19 protein-coding genes are annotated in these 14,608 nt (G+C 64.6%); 10 read left to right on the top strand and 9 right to left on the bottom strand.

Annotation, left to right across the window (positions count from 1 at the left end; translation table 11 throughout):
- The first annotated feature begins 33 nt into the window (after positions 1-33).
- Positions 34-1,947 (top strand): DUF2070 family protein, encoded by a 1,914-nt coding sequence (locus tag ACFQJC_RS13175; RefSeq protein WP_390224207.1) that lies wholly within the window; start codon positions 34-36, stop codon positions 1,945-1,947.
- Between the two features lie 45 nt (positions 1,948-1,992).
- On the opposite strand, the gene ACFQJC_RS13170 is transcribed toward ACFQJC_RS13175, so the two are convergent.
- The 6 genes from ACFQJC_RS13170 to ACFQJC_RS13145 form a co-directional block, all read right to left on the bottom strand.
- Positions 1,993-2,199: an HVO_0649 family zinc finger protein gene (locus tag ACFQJC_RS13170; RefSeq protein ID WP_390224205.1), complete on the bottom strand. Its 207-nt coding sequence runs from the start codon at positions 2,197-2,199 to the stop codon at positions 1,993-1,995.
- 82 nt (positions 2,200-2,281) lie between these two features.
- Positions 2,282-2,536 (bottom strand): DUF3194 domain-containing protein, encoded by a 255-nt coding sequence (locus tag ACFQJC_RS13165; protein WP_390224204.1) that lies wholly within the window; start codon positions 2,534-2,536, stop codon positions 2,282-2,284.
- Positions 2,537-2,911 (bottom strand): prefoldin subunit beta, encoded by a 375-nt coding sequence (locus ACFQJC_RS13160; RefSeq protein ID WP_390224202.1) that lies wholly within the window; start codon positions 2,909-2,911, stop codon positions 2,537-2,539. It abuts the gene before it with no gap.
- 43 nt (positions 2,912-2,954) lie between these two features.
- Positions 2,955-3,224: a KEOPS complex subunit Pcc1 gene (locus ACFQJC_RS13155; protein ID WP_390224200.1), complete on the bottom strand. Its 270-nt coding sequence runs from the start codon at positions 3,222-3,224 to the stop codon at positions 2,955-2,957.
- A 1-nt stretch (position 3,225) separates the two neighbouring features.
- On the bottom strand, positions 3,226-3,360 hold the full coding sequence (locus tag ACFQJC_RS13150; RefSeq protein WP_151110295.1) for a DNA-directed RNA polymerase subunit P: 135 nt from the start codon (positions 3,358-3,360) through the stop codon (positions 3,226-3,228).
- 32 nt (positions 3,361-3,392) lie between these two features.
- Entirely contained in the window at positions 3,393-3,662 is a 270-nt protein-coding gene (locus tag ACFQJC_RS13145; RefSeq protein WP_390224198.1) for an eL43 family ribosomal protein, read from the bottom strand.
- A gap of 102 nt (positions 3,663-3,764) precedes the next feature.
- Between ACFQJC_RS13145 and ACFQJC_RS13140 the strand changes: the two genes are divergently transcribed.
- The 3 genes from ACFQJC_RS13140 to ACFQJC_RS13130 all read left to right on the top strand — a co-directional run bounded on the left by ACFQJC_RS13140 (position 3,765) and on the right by ACFQJC_RS13130 (position 6,574).
- Positions 3,765-4,757, top strand: a complete 993-nt coding sequence (locus tag ACFQJC_RS13140; RefSeq protein ID WP_390224197.1) for an NAD-dependent epimerase/dehydratase family protein — start codon at positions 3,765-3,767, stop codon at positions 4,755-4,757.
- Positions 4,758-4,832: 75 nt separating this feature from the next.
- A complete protein-coding gene (locus tag ACFQJC_RS13135) occupies positions 4,833-5,192 on the top strand; it encodes a hypothetical protein (RefSeq protein WP_390224195.1) in 360 nt (119 codons plus the stop codon).
- 128 nt (positions 5,193-5,320) lie between these two features.
- A complete protein-coding gene (locus ACFQJC_RS13130) occupies positions 5,321-6,574 on the top strand; it encodes an outer membrane protein assembly factor BamB family protein (protein ID WP_390224193.1) in 1,254 nt (417 codons plus the stop codon).
- Between the two features lie 6 nt (positions 6,575-6,580).
- Here ACFQJC_RS13130 and ACFQJC_RS13125 read toward each other — a convergent pair whose 3' ends face one another.
- Positions 6,581-7,312, bottom strand: a complete 732-nt coding sequence (locus tag ACFQJC_RS13125; RefSeq protein WP_390224191.1) for a DUF2103 domain-containing protein — start codon at positions 7,310-7,312, stop codon at positions 6,581-6,583.
- Between the two features lie 101 nt (positions 7,313-7,413).
- Between ACFQJC_RS13125 and ACFQJC_RS13120 the strand changes: the two genes are divergently transcribed.
- Positions 7,414-8,175: a hypothetical protein gene (locus ACFQJC_RS13120; protein ID WP_390224189.1), complete on the top strand. Its 762-nt coding sequence runs from the start codon at positions 7,414-7,416 to the stop codon at positions 8,173-8,175.
- A gap of 34 nt (positions 8,176-8,209) precedes the next feature.
- Here the strand turns inward: ACFQJC_RS13120 and truD are convergent, their stop codons facing one another.
- Both truD and pth2 read right to left on the bottom strand, forming a co-directional pair.
- On the bottom strand, positions 8,210-9,550 hold the full coding sequence (gene truD / locus ACFQJC_RS13115; protein WP_390224187.1) for a tRNA pseudouridine(13) synthase TruD: 1,341 nt from the start codon (positions 9,548-9,550) through the stop codon (positions 8,210-8,212).
- Positions 9,550-9,888 (bottom strand): peptidyl-tRNA hydrolase Pth2, encoded by a 339-nt coding sequence (gene pth2, locus ACFQJC_RS13110; RefSeq protein ID WP_390224185.1) that lies wholly within the window; start codon positions 9,886-9,888, stop codon positions 9,550-9,552. The genes truD and pth2 overlap by 1 nt, the downstream gene beginning before the upstream one ends.
- Before the next feature lie 86 nt (positions 9,889-9,974).
- Here pth2 and ACFQJC_RS13105 point away from each other — a divergent pair, with 86 nt between their 5' ends.
- The 5 genes from ACFQJC_RS13105 (at position 9,975) to ACFQJC_RS13085 (ending at position 14,607) form a co-directional block, all read left to right on the top strand.
- Positions 9,975-10,715 carry a Yip1 family protein gene (locus tag ACFQJC_RS13105; RefSeq protein ID WP_390224183.1) on the top strand — a complete coding sequence of 247 codons (741 nt, stop codon included), beginning with the start codon at positions 9,975-9,977 and terminating at the stop codon, positions 10,713-10,715.
- 40 nt (positions 10,716-10,755) lie between these two features.
- Positions 10,756-11,343: a dCTP deaminase gene (gene dcd, locus ACFQJC_RS13100; protein WP_390224181.1), complete on the top strand. Its 588-nt coding sequence runs from the start codon at positions 10,756-10,758 to the stop codon at positions 11,341-11,343.
- A complete protein-coding gene (locus tag ACFQJC_RS13095) occupies positions 11,340-12,239 on the top strand; it encodes a thiamine-phosphate synthase family protein (protein ID WP_390224179.1) in 900 nt (299 codons plus the stop codon). Before dcd ends, ACFQJC_RS13095 begins: the two co-directional genes overlap by 4 nt.
- Positions 12,239-12,928, top strand: a complete 690-nt coding sequence (locus ACFQJC_RS13090; RefSeq protein ID WP_390224177.1) for a class I SAM-dependent methyltransferase — start codon at positions 12,239-12,241, stop codon at positions 12,926-12,928. The genes ACFQJC_RS13095 and ACFQJC_RS13090 overlap by 1 nt, the downstream gene beginning before the upstream one ends.
- Positions 12,929-13,005: 77 nt before the next feature.
- Positions 13,006-14,607, top strand: coding sequence for a 2-oxo acid dehydrogenase subunit E2 (locus tag ACFQJC_RS13085; RefSeq protein WP_390224175.1), 1,602 nt, complete (start codon positions 13,006-13,008; stop codon positions 14,605-14,607).
- Position 14,608: the final 1 nt, after the last annotated feature.

Below are 14,608 nucleotides of genomic sequence, written 5' to 3'. Positions count from 1 at the left end.
CATTTACCCCCCTTCGTTTTGTCTGTTCGGCAAATGACCTCTACGCAGAGCGATCTCGCGGGGCTATCGCGGTTCATTTTCCGCGCCCCCAACTGGTACACGAGTCTCGGGTTCGCCCTGCTCGTCGCCGCCATGGCCGGGATTGCGGCGTTCGATTCGGGCGACCTCGCGCCCTCGTGGCGAGGTATCTTCTTTATCGGCAGAGACGCGTGGGAGGGAATCTTCTTCATCGGCATTCCCACCGTCGTCGCCGCGTTCGGGACCACTGGCGTGGACCGATTCGTCGGCGGGAAACTCACGCGAAACCGCTCCTCACTGCTGGCACTCGCGGGCGAGGTGCTCATCATCGCCATCCTCACGTTGGCGTCTATCGTGTCGGTCTTTACGGGTCTCGGTCAGCGCTTCATCTTCGACGCGCTCGTCGTCGCACTCGCATCCGTGTTCGCCTTCCGCCTGCTCATCATCATGGCCGTCTCGCGGTCGTCGATGCTCATCGCGGCGGTTCCGGCGAGCATTCAGACCGTCACCGCGGCCCTGCTGCTGTTCATCTACAGCGGCACGCTGCGATTCGTCTCCGTCGGCGGTCCCATCCTCGAAGCATACCTCCTCCCGTATCTCGCCCGCCCGGACCGCGCCCCGCCGGAACTCTCGGCCATCGCGCCGAGTCACTTCCAGTTCCTACTCATCATGTGCGTCGTCTACGCCTGTTCGGTCTACGGCTTCCTCTACGTCGTGGACCGCCCGTGGCGTCGAAGCCTCGGCGTCTCCGTCCTCGACTTCATTCGGGGCTTCATCGGCCACATCGCCGAGGGGACCCGCGAACTCGAAGACTTCTTCGAGCAACTCGGACAGGAAGCCATCGTCCCGGTGACGGTGCTCTCCTTCCAGCGCGACGACGGCACCGAGAAGGCGCGATTCGTCCTGCCGATGATTCACCCCGGTCCGATGGGTGAAATCGGCGGCGGCAACTTCCCCGAGCGAGTCGCGCGCCGGGCGGAGGGTATGGCCTTCCCGCCGCACGCGACCGCCGGTCACGACTTCAACCTCGTCACCGAGCGCGAGGTGGACGTCGTCCTCGACGCGGCCGACCGCGCCCTCGACAAAATCGAGTACAGCGACGCAGCGACCCGGAGCGTCCGGGTCGAATCCGGCGAGTCGAAGATGCTCGGCCAAGCGTTCGGCGACGACGCCATGCTCGTCTCGACGTACGCACCTCACTTCGCAGACGACGTGGAGTACGCCGTCGGCCTGTCGGCGGCGACCGAAGCCCGAACGACCGGTCTCAGGAACGTCCTGCTCGTGGACGCCCACAACTGTAACAACGGGTTGGAAGGGCCGGACCTCGGCCACGTCACGCCGGGGAGCACGCGCTCGTTCGACATGATAGAGGCCGCCGGTCTCGCGGGCGACGAACTCGCCAGCGGCGGACGCGGCACGTTCGAACTCGGGACCGCGTGGGACGAGACCGACTGGACGCCACGAGAGGGTATCGGCCCGCTCGGCATCCGCGTCGCCGTGACCGACGTGGACGGCCAGCGAACGGCGTACGTCCTCGTCGATGGCAACAACATGGAACCGGGTCTCCGCGACCGAATCGTCGAAGGACTCGTCCACGGCGAGGACGCCCCCGCCGACGTGGCCGAGGTGATGACGACGGACACGCACATCGTCAACACCGTCGAGGCCGACAACCAGGTCGGCGCGGCCATCGACCACGACGAACTCTGTGCGACTATCTCCCGACTCACCGCCGAAGCCGTCGGCGACTGCGAACCCGTCAGCGCGGGGATGGCAACCGAGCGAGTAGAAGTGACTATCTTCGGCAACGACCGAACCGAGACGCTCGCCAGTCATGCGAACGCAGTCGTCTCGATGGGCGGCGCGCTGGCACTGGCGACGATTCTCGTGGCGATGGCCGTGAGTCTGCTCGTGTTCTTCCTCGCGTAGCCTGCGCTCGGGGCTTCGAAGACGGACGCACACCCGTCGGACTTCTTATTTCAACGCCAGCGTGCGCGTCTCGATGGCACCACAGCTCGGACAGACGTGGCGGTAGAGGACGCGGTCACCGGTCGTCCTCGCGCTCCACTGTCCGCCCTGGTCGTCGTAGCCACACTGACGGCAGACCCGCTCGGCGTCGGTGTAGTGGTCGCGGAGTCGGTCTAACGCAGTCGTCCCTCTGGGTGCGCGTCTAATTGACATACGTTAACATACACCATCATTAACGATAGATGTTCCGGCGACTCACGGAGAAGAAAACACGGACCGAAAAAACGGTCCGAGGTTAGGCGTCGTCAGCGGCCGCGAACAGTTCGTCCACGGCCTCTTGTGCCGTCCGTGCCGCCTCTTCGGCGACCGCGTCGGCGTCGTCGGCGTCGTCGGGCGCGTTGATGTAGACATCAACGTCGAGGACGCCGTCTTCGAACGTCACGGTGACGTCGAAGTCTTTGACGTTCGATTGCTTGAAACGGGCGAAGATGAGACCCTCGGCCGCCTCGGCGGCGGTCGTGACCACGTCTTCGTCCGTCGGTTCAGCCATTTATGCGCCGCCGGGACCCATCGGGCCAGCGCCGCCCTGGAGCATCTCCTGCAGTTCCTGCTGGAGGCTCTCGAACTTCTCTTGGACGCGCTCGTCCTGCTTCGTCAGCTGTTCGACGCGGATTTCGAGCGTCTCGACCTTCTCTTCGAGGTCGGCCTTGGCCGTCTCGTAGTCCGTCTCGACGAGGAGTTCGCCGACTTCGCGGTACATCTTCGTCTCTCCGTCAACGCCTTCGAGCGTCTCGAGCGCCGTCTGGGCGTCCGCGAGCGCGCTCTCGGAGGACTGCTTCTGCTCGGTGACGTTCTGCGCCGTCTCCTGCAGATTCTGGAGTTCTTCGAGTTTCTCTTGTGCTTCTGGCGGCAGACTTCCCTGCATACCCGGACACTGGTGGTCCCGGGCCTAAAACACCCGCGGTCTCCTACGCAGAATGAGTGTGGCGGTCGCCCGCCTGTGAGACCGTCTCAGCAGTCTCCACGAGTCGAATCCAGGAGTTCATCCCGGCGCGGAGGGCGACCAAATCGCCGGCTTCGACGGTGACGACGACGGTCTCGCCGTCGCGGTGGACGCTCGCCCCCGAGCGCGCATCGTCGATTTCGCCGACCTCGACGGCGATACTCCGTTCGACGAGACGTGCGCGCCGCTCGTCGGGGTAGTCGAATTCGAGCGAAGCGCTGTGCGCGGGGCGCACGTTACTCGACGTTGACTTCTTTCACGTTGGGCGTGCGCTCTTTGAGGAGAACGCGGTGCCCACAGTACGGACAGCGAACGCCGCCGAACTCGTCGAGTTCGACGTCGCGCTTACATCGGGAACACTTGTAGCTCATTGTGAGATGTGAAGAATCGAAGCGTGAAGTGGTTACTCGTCCTCGCCAGCGAGTGCGGCGCGGATGGAGCGGCGGACCTGCTTGCCTGCGGGGGTCTGGGGACGGTAGGTGCCGCCAGTGAAGACCTCACCGGTCTTCTCGTTCTTCCAGATACCGGTTCCGACGCGGGTGACGTCGTCGCCGTCAACCTTCGAGTTTCGCATCTCTGCTTCGATTTCCTTGACGCGGCGGCGGGCGACGCGGCCGTACCGTGCACCAAAGCGCCCGGCACTGCCAACGGATCGTGCCTTTTTCTCGGCCATAGTGTCGGCAACTACCCCTTCGGCATGAATAAACCCTACGAGTCGTCTTCGTCATTGCGGGCCCTCGGCACGATTTTCTCCGTTCCCGGCGTAGTATGTGCTATGACAACTCACCTCGTCATCGGAGCGGGACCGGTCGGACAGGCAGTGGTCGAACACCTCCACTCGCGGGGTGAGCATATCGTCGTCGTCACTCGCCACGACGACGTGTCGCTCCCGGACGGTGTCGAGCACCGCCGCGCCAACGTTTCAGACCCCGACGCCGCAGCGGACGCGTTCGACGGCGCGGACGTCGTCTATCAGTGCGCCCAGCCGCCGTACGACCGGTGGCCCGAACTGTTTCCGCCGATGACTCGCGCCATCATCGCGGGCGTCGAGGCCGCCGACGCGCGCCTCGTCGTCGCCGAGAACCTCTACATGTACGGCCCGGTAGACGTGCGACTCACCGAAGACCTCCCGTACGCGGCGAGAGACCCCAAAGGGAAGGCCCGCGCCGAGTGCGCCGAACTCGTCTTCGACGCCCACGAGGCGGGGCGAATCGAGGCGACCATCGGCCGCGCCAGCGACTTCTTCGGTCCCGGCGTCCGCGAATCCGTCGTCGGCGAGATGGTCTTCAGTGCCGCCGCACAGGGCAAGCGCGCCCGCGTCCTCGGCGACCCGGCGCTCCCACACACCTACACCTACGTCCCCGACTTCGGGCGCGCGCTCGTCCTGCTCGGCGAACGCGACGACGCACTCGGCGAAGCGTGGCACGTCCCCAACCCGGAGACGGTCTCGACGCGACGATTCGTCTACCTCGTCTACGACGCCGCCGGTATCTTCCCAGACTACCCGCGCATCATCTCCGCGTCGGGATGGCTGCTCAGCGTCGGCGGAATCGTCAGCGACGAACTCGAAGAACTCGCCGAAATCAGCTACATCTACGAGAACCCCTACGTCGTGGACGACTCGAAGTTCACACGGGCGTTCGGCGACGCGATGACCGCGACACCGCTGGAGGAGGCTATCGAGACGACGCTCGACTGGTATCGTGAACACGGGATTCCGGCAGCGCCAATCGAGATTCCGACCGGCGAGGAAGGCGAGTCGGCCTGATTCGAACTGCCAACTCGAACGCCGTCGTGTCGATATTTCAAGAAGAATTTTCTGCGTGGCTCCTGACTACTGCGTATGTCCACGCTGGTACAGTCGGTCTCTGCGCGCGCTGTTGCCGGTGGCGTATTGGTCGCACTGTTGGCACTCGTCTTCGTCGGATATGGTTCCCCGCGGCTATCGCCGGTGGTCGTCCTCGCGGCGGCGCTCCTCGTCACCGTCGCCGGACTTCGCGGCGTCAAACCGCTCGGCGACACGGTCGGCTACAACCTCATCCTCTGGGCGACGTTCGGCGTGTGGGGACTCACGGTGACGCTGTTCGACCGCTTTACGGCCGTCGCCGCGGCGTTCGCCCTCATGGGTGTCGCCGGGGTGCTCATCTACGGACGGCAAGCACTCAAACGGGGATTGTGGGAACCGCTCGTGACCGAGGAATGAGAGTCAAACCCCGAACTCGACGTGTGTGAGGGCACCAGAGCTCGTGACTGATGCGCTGATGAGATTCCGAATCGAACAATCACATCAGTCAACTGGGATTTATTGTGGTCTGATTTGAGTTTCTTGCTATGCCCTCACGACGTGCCGTTCTCTCTTCTCTCGTTGCTGGCCTCGTCCCAATCACAGGGTGTGGGAGTAGCCAACGGACGGTCCCTACCGGAACTACCGATGCGCGAACGACAACCACGCGCTCGTTTGCATCTGATTCGTCCAGAACGACGGACACAGCCACACCGGAAGAAACGCCCCAAGATGTCCAGTGCGACAATCAGTGGGCGCAGGATGACGTGTGGCGATTTGACACCACTCGTAGACCGACAGCCGCTACCACCGACTCGAAAAAAGTGTACGTTGCAACCGAGCGTGAAATCTTCGCGCTCGGCGCTCTCTCGGGAGAACGACGCTGGCGAGCGTCGAACGATGCACTCGCTGAGGGATTCACACCAGCCAAACTGCTGGCTACTGAAAAATGGGTTCTGTGTATCGGATATCGACACGCCATCTCACTCGACAGGGAGAGCGGCCAACGAGGCTGGGTGTTCGAAGCTCCCGGAAAGAAAGAGACTGTGTCGATTATTGAGGAGGCGACGGCGCTCGTTGGAAAGACGCTCTTTGTAGGTATCGTAAACCTCGACACACCATCGTTCGAGGCTGACGAACCATACAGTCGCATATACAGTTTCGATACCGACACCGGGACGCCCCAAATCTTCACACAGTTCACTGCAGATGGTTCACGGCTTCCGATTCCACGCTACCTCGACGGAAACCAAGACGGGCTATTCTGTTCGATGGGTGGCAAACTGGTTGCACTAACACACAACGGCAGTACCCGGTGGCAAACTAGTAGAAGTAACCCAGGATATCAATCACCCGCTGTCTCTGACGAGCGAGTTCTCGCATCGACGAGAGAGGCGCTGGTGGCATTCGAGACAACGACCGGGGAACGAGTATGGCAAGATGAAGAGCTTCGAGGGGAGTTGACCATCACAGACTGCGTTGGATATGCGACCTCTAGAACGATTCCCGAAGGAGAGGGGCAACTGACGGCGTTCGACCCGGACGATGGCAGGCACCACTGGGAAGCAAAGACACGAGGACGAAGCAGTACACCGGTCATCAGCGACGAAGGGGCCTTTGTCGCTGTAGCAAGTACCGACGACGAATATCTCACAGCGTTCGATACCGAAAACGGGTGTCGTCTCGGGAGGTTTTCGTTCGACTCGGGCGTCGCCGGTACTCCTATCGTCGGTTCGAACCGAGTCACAATCCAGACTGGAAGCACGCGAGGTTCGACCTTCTGGTCGTTTGCCGCACCCTAAGCCCGTTCACTCCTCTTGCAACCCGTCTTCACGAAGCGCCTCGTTCAAATCGTCGCGGACGCGCTCGCCGGTCTCGCGGTTCATCGCCGTCGTCACCAGCCGATTCTCCTGCACGCTGGAGCCGTCTCTGAGAAGCAGCCGAACGTTGCCGTTGTCGTCGGCGCGCGTGACTTTCGCCCGCAACCCCTTCTGTGAGCCTTTTCCGCCCGCGTCGATGGGGCCGGGAATCACCTTCTTCACGTGCGGGTGGCCGGCGACGACGCCGATTGCGCGACGACCCTGTCGCCCGCCGATGACCGTCGTGTGCGACCCGCCCAGTTTCTCTGCGGGTGGGGTATCGACGACTTCCAACGCGCGCTCGCCGCGTTGGCTCAGGACCGTCGAAACCGGGTCGTCGGTGTCCGCGATGCGATAGAACTCGTAGTGGAGTTGCGCACGCGTCTCGCGGAGGGGTTCGCGCTCGCCCGCGGCGTAGACCGTCTCGGGACGCTTTCGTCGGATTTCGTCGGCGACGAGACCGGCGAAGTTGCGAAGTTGGACGACCTTGGTCTCGCCGTCGTCGTCCTCGGGAATCGTCGTGACCGTCGTCGTGCCCACCACGTCCTCTTCGTCGAGGAAGGTGAGCATCGCGCGAGAGAGTTCGAAGACGGCGATGACGGCGTCGCAGTTGGCGGTGTTGCAGGTGAGACAGTAGTCTCCGGGTTTCTCGAGCGTCGTGCCACACCGCCCACAGTGCATAGTCGGTGGTCGGATGTGGGCGTACAAAAGGTCGTTTATCTCTCAATCGTGACACGCGACGGGCGAAAACTATTGGTAATCCGTCGGATACGTCCTGTCATATGCGTCGCCGGGCACTCTTAGCATCCCTCTCTCCCGTCGCCTTCACCGGTCTCCTCGGACTCGTCGCGCTCGCGCTCGACCCCGAGACGACCGTGCGTCTCGCGCTCCAACTGTTCGATTCGGCCGTCACAACCGGCGAAGCGATTCTCTCGTATCTCCGGCGTGCGGCCCCGCTCTCGACGATGCTCTTCGCGGGACTCGCGTGGCTCTCGGCGAGCGGCTTTCGGCTCTTTCTCGATTCGAGCTCGGTCTCGAACACGCGGACGACGGCCGAGTACGTCTTCGCGCTCGTCTTTTCGGCCTGCCTGCCGCTCGTGGCCGTGTTCGCGCGCGACCGCCCCGCCGTCGTCGCGGGCGTCGTCGTCGCCTTTCTGGCCTCGCTCGGCGCAATCGTCGCCGGGCGAACACAGACGAAGTCGGTCATGGCCGGGGCGGCCTACACCGTCGGCCCGGTGGCCGTGAGTGCGGCCATCGCCTCCGTCCTCGTCGGACCGGTCGCCTCCCACGCGGTGACGCTCGTCCTCCCCGCCGTCGTCGGTTACTCACTCGGCACCGCGGCCGCTCGCGGTCTGTTCCGAACCGGCGCAATCGTCTCGGCAGCCTGTTTTGCGATTCCGGCGTGGCTGTACTTCCCGCCCGCCGCAGAGGCAGCAGGCTTCGACCTCGGCGCGGTCGGGTTCGCGCTCACGTTCGCCGTCGTCGCGGCGCTGTTCGCACTCCCGTTCGGGACGATTGGTTACATCGCAACGGCGACAGAGTAGAAGGCGGGTCGGCGAGAGTGAGAGTCGGCGAGACTCAGAGCGAGACGGGGTCCGTCTTCAGGTACTCGCGCAACACGGCCGTCGCGTACGACCCGTGCGGCAAGGAGAACTCGAACGTCGTGTCGTCGATATCGAGACCCGTCCGCACGAGAATCGCGCGTCGGGTGCCCGTCGAGTGGAACTCGCCGGGAAGGTCGAAGTCGGACTGTTCGAGGTCGAGTTCGTCGAGCACGCTCCGCTCGATGTCGCCCTGTTCTCCCTCGGCTAACTCCGTCTCGGTCCCCACGAGCGGCGCGGTGACGAACGCCCGGCCGCGCTCGGTGTGGCGGGCCATCACGTCCACGCGTTTTCCGGTCGCCGTCTGGAGACGGTCCACGTCGGGGAGTTCGAGACCCTCGGGCGCGTCCCGGTCGGCGAAGCAGACCACGTCGCCTTCGATTGGTCTGTCAAACGGCAGGCCGCGTTCGAGGCGCTCGGAGAGGACGCGATTGAAGACGTAGGACTGCGCGGCGTTGACGAACATGCGCTGGAGGTTCGACGGGACGGATTCCAGTGCGTTGCGCCAGTCGTCGTCGGTTTCGGCACCGTCTTCGGCCAGCCGGTGGAGCATCCCGCGCTCGTAGCCGAGATAGCCCGGCATCGCGTCGAGGGCGCGGTGCCAGTCGGGGTTCGCGGAGTCGGCTTCCTCGTCCACGATTCCGCGACCCTCCTGCGTCTCTGGGGGTTCGCGCTCGCTCGGATTGCCACAGTAGGCGAGCACTGCCTCGCGCCACTCGCCGCGGAGGACGTGCAGGCCGACGGTGTGCGTGCTCGGGCGGATGCTCCCGAATCGCTGGTGGCCGAAGAAGTTGGGGACGCCGACCATGTCGTCACGCCCGGCGAACGATTCGAGCGAGTCGGTAATCGCGTCGATGTTTTCTGGTGCATCTGGGTCGCGGACGCGAATGCCGAACCGATTGCCTGCGAGGTCACCGAAGCTCAGGTTTCGACCGAATCGGCCGACGACTTCGATATCTGCGTCGTGCAGTTCCGGTACGTCCTCTGCGTCGCCACCGTAGACGGAGAACAGTTGGGTGGTGACCGCGTGTTTGTCCTTCGTGCCCGCCCACGAGATGCGCTCTCTGCTCACGCCGAGTTCGTCCGAGAGGCGGCCGGCGAAATCGTTGGTGTCCCACCCGCGGAGGGTGGCTCGAAGGAGGAGGGTCGGGAAGTCACCCGTGGGCGCATCGACGGGACGAACGTTCAGCGAGTCGAGTTCGAGTTCGCGGACGTGGAAGTCCTCGGGTTCGACGCGGAGCGTGCCGCCGATTCCGTCGGCGTCGCTCACGTAGTAGTCGATTCCCACCTGCTGTTCGAGGGGGTGTGCCTCGCGCATCAGTAGAGCGAAAGGTCGCCCGTCACGCGGTCAACGAGGTCGTCTTCGGCGGGACCGACCGCGAGCGCGGTCACCGTCCCGGGGTCGAGTTGCGTGTGACCCGCGTCGCGGATAATCGCGTGCGGGAGACCCTCTCGCTCGGCTTTCGAGGCGAGGTCGAAGAGCGTCTGTTCGCCGTTGGCCTTCAGGACGACTTTCTTCTGGCCGACGCCTTTCCACTTGGTTCGCGTCTTTCTGTCCGCGTCTTCGTAGGCGGAGAGCGAGGCGTGGGCGACCTGTGCGGCGAGTTTCCCCCGACCCATGCCGAGGTCCGCTCGTGCGACGATGGCCTGTTTCATGCGGTGTACTCCCCGGCGACGGCCTAAATGTCCTCCCATCACGAACGATGACAAGACATTTATTTGATAGGTGGATGCTTCCGCCAATGGCTGGTCCCCGAACGCCTCTCCTCAAGCCGCGCGCGTACTTCGATTCGAAGTCACCACCGCTCGACCTCCAACGGGCGGCGCTCGTCGTCGCGGTCGCCACGCTCGTCGTCGCGGTCAGCGCCGGTGGCATCCTCTGGACGTTCACCCAACAACTCGACCAAACGGTCGCGGTCGATAACCCGAACCACTGGCCCGACCACATGTGCGAAAACTACGAAGCGGGCGGCGGGTTCGAAGACATGCCAATGCCCAGCGGCTGTGACTCGTCGGTCCCCGAGACGCTCGACAAACGCCTCGGCGACTTGGTGTGGGAAGAAATCGGCTGGATTCCGTGGGCGGTCCTCGTCGGGACTCCCCTCGTGTGGCTGTTCGAAGCGGTCGTCCTCCACTTGGGCGGCACCCTCGTCGGCGGGTCGGGGCGGTTTACTGACACGCTCGCCGTCGCAGGCTGGGGGATGGTTCCCAGTGCGGTTCGTGCCGTCGTCGTCGGGTCGTATCTCGTCTACCAATTCGGCAGTCTCGACCTCCCGTCGAACCCCGATAGCGCGCTCAACGTAGTACAAGCCGCGCTCGCCCCGCTGGACCTCGTCAGCACTCTCGTCGCCCTCGTCGTCGTCGCGTGGGCGACGTACGTCCGGACCTACGGGTTGGCGCGTGCTCGGGATATCTCGGTGGGCGATGCGGCCGTCGTCACGGTGAGTCTGAGTTTCGTCGGGTTCCTCATCAGTCTCGCGTAGAACTGGAGGATTTACGTTGTCCCATCGCGCTCTTTCGCGCATGATACTCTCTGACGCCGACATCCTCCGCCGCCTCGAAGAAGGAGACCTCGTCGTAGACCCCATCGACGACATCGATATGCAGGTCCAGCCCGCGAGCATCGACCTTCGACTCGGTACGGAGTTCTTGGAGTTCCAGCGGACGAACATCTCGTGTATCCACCCGAACCGCGAGGACGAGATTTCGAAGTACGTCCGCGAGAGTCACGTACCAGAGGGCGACGACTTCATCCTCCACCCCGGCGACTTCGTCCTCGGGACGACCAAAGAGCGCGTCGAGATTCCGGCCGACCTGCTCGCAACCGTCGAGGGTCGCTCGTCGCTCGGTCGTCTCGCCGTCGTCATCCACGCCACCGCGGGAATCGTGGACCCCGGCTACGAGGGCCAGATTACGCTCGAACTCTCTAATCTCGGCACCGCGCCAGTCGCGCTCACCCCCGGCATGCGCATCTCGCAACTCGTCTTCACCGAGATGAAGTCGCCCGCGGACCGTCCGTACGGTGTCGAGCGCGGGTCGAAGTATCAAGGCCAGCGCGGTCCGCAGGCCTCTCGTCTCAGTTCGGACCCCGAGTTCGGTGGGACGAAATGAGGTTCATCGAAGAACTCGTCGTCGAGGAGTTCTTGCCCACCTTCCGCGCACTGCTCGCCGAAGACCTGCGCAGTCGCGGGTTCACACAGGCCGAAGTCGCGGACGTACTCGGCATCAGTCAGAGCGCCGTCTCGAAGTACGCCCACGGAGAGGTCGGCGTCAACGACCGAATCGCCGGCGACCCGCGCGTCGAAGACCTCGTCGCTCGCGTCGGCAAGGGACTCGCCTCGGGCGATATGTCGCCCGTCCAAGCACTGGTCGAAGCCGAAGTCCTCATCCGACAACTCGAAGAGGGCGACCTGCTCGCCGACCTCCACGAGGAGGCGATGCCCGAACTCGCCGACTTCGACGGCTTCGAGAGCATCCACGACCCCGACAGCGAAATCCGAACCGTCGAACAGGTTCGCTCGTCGGTCCGCCGCGGCCTCCGAACCCTCGTCAACACCTCGGGATTCGCCGGTCTCATCCCGAACGTCGGGTCGAATCTGGTCGAGTGCCTGCCCGGTGCCGAGAGCGTAGACGACGTGGCCGCGATTCCCGGCCGTATCTTCGACATCAAGGGTAAGGCGACGGTCCCCGGCGACCCGGAGTTCGGCGTCAGCGAGCACGTCGCGTCGGTCCTGCTCTCTGCGCGCGCCGCCGGGTCGGACGCTCGCGCCACGCTCAACATCGTCTACGACGCGGGCGTCATCGAGGAACTCGAAGCCGCGGGCTACGAGTGCATCGAGTTCGACCCCGACGCGCCGACCGACCCCGTGCGCGAGGTACTCGCAGACCGCGACCTGCCGGAGACGTTCGTCGTCTACCAGTCGGGTAGCTACGGTATCGAACCCATCACGTACATCGTCGGTCCCGACGCACCGACCGTCGCGTCGGTCGCTCGCGTCCTCCTCTGATGGCGGACCCCGCCACCGTCGCCCAGTCGTTCTACACTCGTTGGGCGCGGGTGTACGACACGATTGCCCGTCGCGCCCCGTGGATTCACGCGGTGCGAACCGAGGCAGCAGACGCGCTGTCGCTCGCTCCCGGTGAGACGGTCGTCGAGATGGGCTGTGGAACCGGTGCGAACCTCTCGTACCTCGCCGACCGCGTCGGCCCCGAGGGAACCGTCGTCGGCATCGACTTCTCGCCCGGCGTACTCGATGTCGCCCGCCGACGTCTCGCCGCGTACCCGAACGTCCACCTCGTCCGCGCCGACGCGACGGACCCGCCGATTACCGACGCCGACGCCGTCCTCGCAACGTTCGTCTCCGGCATGTTCGCCGACCCCGCCGCGGTCGTCTCGTCGTGGACCTCGCTCGTCGGCTCCGGCGGTCGGCTCTGTCTGGTTGACCTCGCGCGAACGACCCACCCCGTCTGGCGTTCGCTGAATCCGCTCTTTCGCGCCCTCGTCCGGGTGAGCGCCCCGCCCGGGTCGCGGACGATGCGCGACTCGCCGACCGAACTGCTGGACGCGCGACTCGTGGCGGCACACCGCGCGCTCGAATCGGCCTGTCGCGTCACCCACAGCGCGACCCACGCACTCGGCTTCGCTCGGATTCGTTCGGGCGTCGTTCAACAATCGATTACAATCAGCGATTCTTGAATATTCGGACGTTTTGGGCCTTCTACAGCCAGAATAGTGGTCAAATTATATCATGATATGTCGTGTACTATGCTACCATGACGTACACGGTCAAGATGCCGAAACTCGGTCTCGAAATGAAAACCGGAACGCTCAGCGCGTGGCTCGTCTCCGAGGGCGACGACGTCTCGGAAGGCGACACGATTGCGGAAATCGAGTCCGAGAAGACGACGGCCGAGATTTCGGCGAAAGAAGACGGTGTTATCCGACGGATTCTCCTCCCCGAGGGGGAGTCCATCGCCCCCGGCGGCCAACTCGCCATCATCGCCCCGGCCGACGCCGACATCTCGGACCTCGAAGCCGCCGCGAGCGGGAGTTCTACGGCCGAAGCGTCGGCGAGCGAGTCGGACGAATCGGCGTCGGCAGCCACACCGACACCGGAAGCGAGCGCCGAATCCGCCGCAGAGTCGGGGACGGGGTCAGAGTCGGCGACCGCCCCCTCCGAAGTTCGGGCCTCACCCCGTGCGAAACAACTCGCCGACGAGGCGGGTGTTGACCTCACGACCCTCTCCGGCAGTGGCCCGCAGGGTGCGATTACCGAGTCCGACGTCGAGGCGGCCGCCGGGTCGGGTGGCGGTGGCGCGGCGATGGCAGAACCCGTACGCGCATCGCCCCGCGCGAAGAAACTCGCCGACGACCTCGGCGTTGACCTCTCGACGGTCGAGGGCACCGGCCCGCAGGGTGCAATCTCGGAGCGCGATATCGAGGCCGCCGCAGAGACCGGGACGGCAGAGTCGGCAGCGACGACCGGCGAGCGTCAGCGCGTCTTCGCTCCCCCGACGGTCCGCCGTCTCGCCCGCGAACTCGGCGTCAAAATCGAGCGACTCGAAGGCACTGGCGATAACGGACGAATCACCGAGTCTGACGTGCGCGCGGCGATTGGCGGCCAACAGGAGGCTGGCGGGACCGCCGCGGCCGAGGAAATCGACCCCGGCGTCGAGGAGATAGAGATGGAACGCCCGCTGACGGGCATGCGCCGGACGATTGCCGACCGACTCGGCCAGAGTTACCGCGAGTCGGTCCACGTCACGGTCAATCGGAGCGCGGAAGCAGAGGAACTCCTCACGGCGAAGGACGTCGCGGCCGAAGCGTTCGACGCGCCCATCTCGCTCTCGGACCTCCTCTTGCTCGCCACGTCGGCGGCGCTCGATGCGCATCCGGAGTTCAACGCGACGTTCGAAGACGAGACGCACACACTCCACGCCGAGCACAACATCTGCATGGCCGTCGATATCGACGAGGGACTCGTCGCGCCCGTCGTCCGCGACGTCGATAGCCTCTCGCTTCCCGAACTCGCAGAGCGCCGCACGGAAGTCACACGACGCGCCGTGGACGGGACTTACTCGATGGACGACCTGACGGGCGGCACGTTCACCATCTCGAACCTCGGCGTCCTCGGCGTCGAGTCGTTCGACCCCATCATCAACCCGCCGCAGATTGCGATTCTCGGCGTCAACACCATCGAAAAACGGGTCGTTCCGCTGGAAGACGACGGCGTTGGCGTGAAAAAACACATCTCGTTCTCGCTGTCGTTCGACCACCGCATCGTCGATGGCGCGGACGCGGCGCGCTTCCTCGCCACGCTGTGTGAGCACGTCGAAAATCCGTGGCCGCTCGTCCTCGCCGCCGCGGGACGCTGAC

Source organism: Haloferax namakaokahaiae (assembly GCF_042663225.1).
In the GTDB taxonomy this organism is placed as follows: Archaea; Halobacteriota; Halobacteria; order Halobacteriales; family Haloferacaceae; genus Haloferax; species Haloferax namakaokahaiae.
This window is presented reverse-complemented; position numbering and strand designations above follow the sequence as displayed.